Raw genomic sequence first — 6,779 nt, forward strand, 5'->3', positions numbered from 1 at the left:
CTTCTTCCTGAAAATCAAGCACTTCAGACGCATCGCCACGCGCTACGAACAGACCCCACGGGCGTTTATGTCAATCCTTTGCCTCGTCAGCGCGTTCATCTGGACCAAATGAATGTCAACGCGCTCTAGGGGGATGTGTAGGAGGCCTGCGTCAGCTGTGATGACTGCTGCGATTATCTCGTTGTCACGCTGATCAGTGTTCAATGCCTCTCAGTATTGGATTTAATGGAGTGATCCATCCGCCGGAGGCGCTAGCTCCAGGAGCACACCGTGTTTTTTGGCACAAGTGTAGAGCACTTCCAATGGCCCCTGAATTGGTTGTATTGCGCGGAGGATTGCTGGAGGGGCAGTCTGATTGATCGCCTCCTCAAGGGTGGAGACCATCTCTTGAATGGTTGCTGCGCGCCAGATGCCGAAATGCACAATAAGGCGGCTCGCGGAATCCGTGATCGTGGCGCCATAGACACGCTGGCCATCGTCGACCAAACAATCCAGCAGTGACCAACTTATTTCCCAAATCGGCAGTATCCATTCAGGTTCAATGGTTCCTAAACGAACTTGTCGAGCGGTTGCACCGGCGGACCAATTAGGTTTGTGAGACATGACGCGCCCTTTCTGCTGATTGGGTCGTTGGTCTTGCGGACTACCCTTGGTGCAGCAGAGTCCCGTTTCTAGGGCTGCCCTGCGCATGCAAGCGCCGGCAATCTCCCGGAATTCAAATCGCAACTTACTTGGAAGCAGTTCCCTCTTGGTCGGGGAACACCGTCAAATTGTATCCGAAAAGCACTCGGGCGCAAGAGTACTTAGATCTCATTCGGACAACAAAATAGTTAATTATTATAATCCGGCGTCTACTGTGAGAAATTCTTTGGTTACTGTGAGAAATTCAAAGGATTCTGCGCTTTGTGAGTGTAGCCTTGGCCCTGTCAGGCGACCGCTCTCGCAAGGAATTGGTGGCAAATGCTTACAGACTAATGCCGGGGAGCCTGCATACAGCACGCCTGCGAGGCCGAACATACCCCGCTGACTGCCTTGATTGTAGTTGAGGCTGCCATTCTTAGCCTCTGGTGCTTTGGGGGCCTAATCACTCATCAAGAATTTGGAGGATGATCAGGGATTGTCTCCGTTGGTATTAGACCATTGATCGAAACCAATCTTTGCTGCATGTGCTGGAGGGCAAGCCTGACGATCGTTTCTGGAGTGAAAACGCGTCGCGCCTCAAGTGCACCAAGTGCGCGAATGATTGGATCATCGTGGTCGCCAACCAAGGCTGATAGCCGAATAATAAGCGTCCTTTCAGCATCATGAACGTTAGGATGAAGGCGGAATATTTTGACACACCGGGTAACCATTTCGCCAACCCGCTGCGACCGGGGCCAGCGCGATGCAGGTGTTGAACTTGTCTCTGAGTCAAACAGGGATTCAATGTTTCCGGATTCGTCTGGCGGAATGAGGGTGGGCATGGATGTGCTCCCTGGGGCTACACAATCTCAGCCCCGCTTAAGCTGGTTTATTCGCGATGCTTTTGTACTTTTGCGCACTTGCTCCAGAATGATGGGGCAAGGCAGGTCGTTGCTTGCACGTCAGTGTGATTATCGCGGTCCCTGCTGATCCCAATCACGTCCCGCCGCTCTGCCAACTGCAAGTAGGCGTTGAGTGCTCATCTGAAGTCCCGCTCCTCGGGATGCCGCCATAGGGATCAATGGCCTTCAAGGATTCGTGCGAGGGTCCTTGAAGGATTCTCAAGCAAGAATGGCCATGCTCAAGGATTTGGTTGTCGGGTGCGATTTCAGTGTACTTCAACCGCTAGTTGAGGGCTTACTCGGTCGGGGTAAAGGTTCCCGCTGTTAATTCTATTTAAATATAGAGTACCCATGATACGGCTCTCCTCAGACAGAAGGTGCCTGGTGTGGCCACACCACGACCGCTCCAGAGCTTATCCTGTCGGTTACGAAGCATACGCGTTTGGGTACGCAACCAGTACGATGACTATGATACATGATGTGTCATGCCCGTCAATCGACATGTCTGAAAATGTGGGCATGTTGGTCGCTTATGAGGGCTGGCTTTGATCCCTCCGCTGTCCGCTGATCAACTTATCGACAGTGTGGCGTGTCGGGGCGCAAGGGCCATGCTAGGTATTTCGCAGGAGGAGGTCTGCAAACGGGCCCAGTGCGGACGGAAGTTGCTCAACGATTTTGAGAATAAAATCAGAATCCCGAGCCCGGAGAAGATCTCAGACCTCCGGCGTGCCTTAGAAGAGGCAGGTGCTAGGTTCTTCATGACTGACATTGGCATTGCAGTGGCGGTCCATCCGGAAAGAGCATCCGCTAGATCCCCGCGTGCAAGAGCGCTCTCATCGGGCTTCTAGCCGATGATATCCGCTGCGAGTGGCTCATAACTCGACCGTTTGGTTCAGAGGCTACGCCCAGCCATCGTTTCCAGCATAAGGCGCCCTCCGGCTCGAAATCTCGCAGTGCCCAGAACATTTGTGCAAATGGTCGAGGTCGGCGGCTTCGCCACTATGTGAATCAGCATTGAATGCTGACCCTGGGGCCGACTGCGATCAAGTACATGACTTTGCTGGAGAATTCATAATGTCGTCGGGGTCATCATAGGCGCCCGTCAGGCCCCCTGAATTTCCATTTTGTGTTTCTAAACCAAGGTGTTGCGCTTCCCTCGCGACCGTTAACCATCGGTGCTGATTCACAGCCTCGATCTCCCTTGTTGCGATCCTGGTCACCATTCCGGGAGTGCCTGGATCGGCAGTCATCGTCGAGCAGGTCAACAAGCTCAACTTCCTAGCCTTGGCTACGCCTGCGCCTGCGCTGGCGTATGGCGGTCTGGCCTTGACTTAGAACGAGTTCCACATCGCCCGGACCTCAGGCTGGAAGATCATCATCGTGGCGATCTGCGTCATATTCGGAACGTACATGGGGTCCGTGGTGGTCGCCGACGTGACCCTCAAGTTCTTCGAGTAGGCTTGGAGAGCCCGTGCGTCGCGACGGTGACCCATTCTTCATCGCAATCCTCCCGACTTGGGCCGCTGACCACAGCGGCCCATTTTTTACTCAGGTTCCAGTTTGGTCCATCGCGAGGATCGCGACGGCAGCGCTGGACTGAGCACCTGGGCGGGGGACGGGTCTTGGTGCGGGCTGAGCTAAGCCGAGCTTCTGCATTGGGAGAGTGAAGCAGACCTCCACAAGCTCACGCTTAATGGCTCAGTTTGACCCGGTGCTGACATTGGCGAGATGGCGGTATGTGACCGCACTGTGCATCAAGCTGTCAATTCTGGGCTGCAGAAACGCGGCAGCTTAATTAAGTACTTGCAGGCGAGCCTTCTTTCGCCCGAATTGCGCGTTTGACTGGTTTCTGTGCCAGAATGGACTTGGCGCAGGTTGTCCTCGGTTAGGCTTATCAGTCACGCTGGACCTAAGGAGAGCGTCATGCAAGCTATATGGAAGCAAGCCTGGAAAGCCACTGTCGTTCCTGCGGTGATTCTAAGCTCTGCAGCCCTCGGGCAGACAAGGGGAGCGTGGGTTAACCCGCCCGCCGATCTGTCTGCGTTTTCAGCGCAACCGACTGAGCTGAGCCCTTTGATGGGCGCTCCCTCCCAAGCGAGGACCTCGTCGGCGCCGGCAGCTGCGGGTCCCGCATCAGACGCGGGGGCAAGATCTTCTCGCAGTGCTGTTCATCCGAATTTCAAGACACGAACAGAGAGGTCCTCATTCGAGCAATCCGAGCAGCAGGGGCAATCTTCTCCAGTTCAGGCTATTCCTCGACAGCAAAATCCCCAATCTGCCTCGGACCCCGCAGACACGCCCACGAATACCTCTGACATAGCAACTCGGCCGAACCTCGTTCGAGGGCGGTCAAGTGCTCAGGAGCAAGCCGCGCAGAGATTCGCAATCCATTATCTTAACCTCTGGTCCGCCTCAAACCGTCAGGCACTCCAGACGACGCCAGAGTTCTACGGCTCGAGAGTACTCTTCCACGGAAAGAGAATGGGCTTTGGAGAGTTACTTGCCGAGAAGCGCCGCTTCGCTCAACGGTGGCCTGACCGAGACTATCGTTATCGCCCTGACACGCTGAACGTGCGATGCAGTCCTGGCACGAACACATGCACTGTGCGTTCAGCTTTTGACTTTGAGGCTGTCAACTCCAAGCTGGGCCAACACTCGCGTGGGGTTGGAACGCATGAGTTAGTTGTAAGCTTCGCAGGAGAGCGGCCGGTGATCACCGTCGAAACGAGCCGTGTGCTGAGCAGGAAAAAACGTCCGTGATCAGGAGCTGGCGCAGAAGTTTGGGAGAAGGTTTTCGTGTCTGTAATAATAATGAATTCAGCTTTAGCCGCAACAAAATAGAATATAGGCCTAGTATTAAGGCGATATTCTTGCGAGGCGCTACCAAATGTGGCTATATTGACGACCAGAGTAGCTGAGATACGATCAAGTTGCTTGCTCATTAACGGCTTATTGCTAAAGCGCGCCTTGCCCGAATGATTTTGGCTTTTGCGTTGTCAGCGGTGTGAGAACGAGCACTGCTGTGGCCAGTCGAAGAGATTGTGTGATGCCTATCCAACAGCACCCCAAGTGCTCGCCCTAGCTTACGAGCTCGCGGGAGCGCCCCTGATGGAGGTCCGATATGTGCGGACGAAACTTTGCAGAACCCACAAGTCGCTCCGCGAGACTGCATATCGTGCGATTGAGCCGAGCGCTCCGGGACGCTCGTGGCACTTTCGCAAAGACGTTTGCAGCAGTTCTGATCGGGGCGCTGCTGAGTGCCCCTCTAATGGCCGAAGACCAAACACCGTCAGGGGAGAGCAAACTTGGGCTGCGCAGTCGTTCCGATATCCAAGATCTGCGGACAACTGAACCGGCCTCCAGGCCGGCAAATCTGACAGAGACGAGCGGTGTTGGTAATGCCCCTAGTGTCCTGCCCTTTCTGGTTGACTCACCGGAGCGGCGGCAACTCGCAAAGGATCTCGAGAAACTCCTTCGGGAGGAAAAGATAGAAGAAGCTGAAGGCCGCCTCAGTCAGGCAATAAACCTTGCCACCCTTGCCGTTTTCCTCCAAGACCAGCTTAGAACGCCAAGCTTGTTGGACGAGCTCCAAGCACTTGGCCTCCGAGACGACTATCAGTCCACCGCGCTTCCAGCTGCCGCAGGGCAGCCCGTGGCACTGTCACGAGATAGTTCCGGCGCGACTCACGCTGTGCCAGCATCTGATGAGCTTGCCGAATTGAAAGTGGCAAGAGACCGGGAACAGCAACGGGCAGATGCTCTTTCCCGTGACCTTGCGACCGTTGCGGAGGAACTGCATGCGCTTCAAGCTTTGCGAGCACGAGAGGCCACTTCTGCGGCAGTAAACGCTCAACAATGGGCAGAGCTCAAGGCGTCCTTCGAAAAGGAGCGCGAGCGCGCAGACGCTGTAACGCGTGATCTTGCCGTCATGGCAGAGGAACGTCACGCCCTTCAGCAACTGCGGGGGCAGGATGCAGTCCTTGTCGCATACGGCCGCAGAGAACTACAGGAGTTGAAAGAGGAGTTGCTTGGACGAGAACGACAAAGGAACCAGGCCGCGTCTGCCGTGCATCAGACGGCGGAAGAATCTCAGAGCAGCAGGAGCGGTGAGCCGATAGGCATGGCAAGCTTAGCACTGTCCCCAGGGGCCAGTTCACCAGGGTCATTAGCGGTTCGGGCGGCGGCTGTTCAGGCGACCACGTATCGACTTCATGGCGTTCCGAACGTTGTTGACGCGGCAACACTTTCACTGCAGGGGCGCACCGTTCACCTGGTTGGAGTTCAGACGGATGGTGATGCAGGCAGCGCCAGTGAATTGACCAAATATCTCGATGGCCGCGAAGTGGATTGTGAACCTGCAGGTCCAACGGATGTCTACCGGTGCCAAGTCGACGGGATGGACCTATCCACGGTCGTGTTGTTCAACGGTGGTGGGCGGGCTGCGCCGCATGCACCCCCGGGCCTTGCGCTTGCGGCCGACCGAGCGCGCTCGGCTCGCGTAGGGATCTGGAGCAATTAGCTTATTCGCTCAAGTTGGCGCAAACACACCAGGGTCGAGGAGGAACGTCGCCTTCAGGCGCTTCTCGGAAGGAGACCGTGTGTCTAAATTAGCAAGGAACAGTGGACGTTCCTGGAGGGCAGGGGATCGTCATGGCCTGACCCAGCCTGTGTAAAAACGCGAACAGGTCCGATGTCGACGAACTATCTGTACAATTTCAGCCCCATATATCGAGGAATCCTCGGTCAATTCAGCCTCGCAAGACATAAAATTGCTCCGCCGAACGACGCGTCGGCGTTTTTACACAACCAAGACCCAGACCGTGTAAAAACTCGAACAGGGTCGACCTCATCGAACCATTTGCTGCGTAGCTAGCGATTTGCCTGCCACACCAGTGCTGTCACTACGGCCTGTCTGAAGTTCAGGATTTGGCACATTTGCGAAGTAGACCGAATGTCTGCTGACTGAGGGGATAACAGACATTGCTGACACGGCAGGAATTTCCCTGAATGACCGAGGGTGTGTCAAAACGCAGGATTTGGTAATCTGGTTGGGTTAGCACGGACTGGAGGGATCGCGATGAAGCGGTTTGTCCAAGGCCAGGAGCGCAGCCAGGGCACCTTGTTCCCCGCCTGCCTCGACGAGTACGTCAGTGACGAGAATCCAGTGCGGGTGATCGACGTCTTTGTCGAGGAGCTCGACCTGCGCGCTCTGGGGTTCGAGAGGGTCATCCCGCACGCCACAGGCCGCCCCGCCTA

Annotated in this window: 5 protein-coding genes and 1 pseudogene; 3 read left to right on the top strand and 3 right to left on the bottom strand. The window is 55.6% G+C overall.

Annotated elements, in window-relative coordinates; genetic code table 11:
• Positions 1 to 222: 222 nt before the first annotated feature.
• Together FS320_RS35205 and FS320_RS35210 are read right to left on the bottom strand one after the other, a co-directional pair.
• Complete coding sequence (locus tag FS320_RS35205; RefSeq protein ID WP_152717014.1) at positions 223 to 603, bottom strand: hypothetical protein; 381 nt, start codon at positions 601 to 603, stop codon at positions 223 to 225.
• A 488-nt stretch (positions 604 to 1,091) separates the two neighbouring features.
• The gene (locus FS320_RS35210; protein ID WP_152717015.1) at positions 1,092 to 1,463 is read right to left on the bottom strand and encodes a hypothetical protein; all 372 of its coding nucleotides are present in this window, start codon (positions 1,461 to 1,463) and stop codon (positions 1,092 to 1,094) included.
• Between the two features lie 668 nt (positions 1,464 to 2,131).
• Between FS320_RS35210 and FS320_RS51075 the strand changes: the two genes are divergently transcribed.
• A complete protein-coding gene (locus FS320_RS51075) occupies positions 2,132 to 2,371 on the top strand; it encodes a helix-turn-helix domain-containing protein (protein WP_162003445.1) in 240 nt (79 codons plus the stop codon).
• Positions 2,372 to 2,854: 483 nt separating this feature from the next.
• Here FS320_RS51075 and FS320_RS45495 read toward each other — a convergent pair whose 3' ends face one another.
• Positions 2,855 to 3,016: a hypothetical protein gene (locus tag FS320_RS45495; protein ID WP_153885372.1), complete on the bottom strand. Its 162-nt coding sequence runs from the start codon at positions 3,014 to 3,016 to the stop codon at positions 2,855 to 2,857.
• 1,775 nt (positions 3,017 to 4,791) lie between these two features.
• Between FS320_RS45495 and FS320_RS35225 the strand changes: the two genes are divergently transcribed.
• Both FS320_RS35225 and FS320_RS48800 read left to right on the top strand, forming a co-directional pair.
• Complete coding sequence (locus tag FS320_RS35225; RefSeq protein WP_152717016.1) at positions 4,792 to 6,042, top strand: thermonuclease family protein; 1,251 nt, start codon at positions 4,792 to 4,794, stop codon at positions 6,040 to 6,042.
• 558 nt (positions 6,043 to 6,600) lie between these two features.
• Positions 6,601 to 6,779: pseudogene (locus tag FS320_RS48800) on the top strand (IS5/IS1182 family transposase); the annotation flags it as partial.

The organism is Microvirga tunisiensis, assembly GCF_009296175.1.
GTDB classification, from domain to species: domain Bacteria; phylum Pseudomonadota; class Alphaproteobacteria; order Rhizobiales; family Beijerinckiaceae; genus Microvirga; species Microvirga tunisiensis.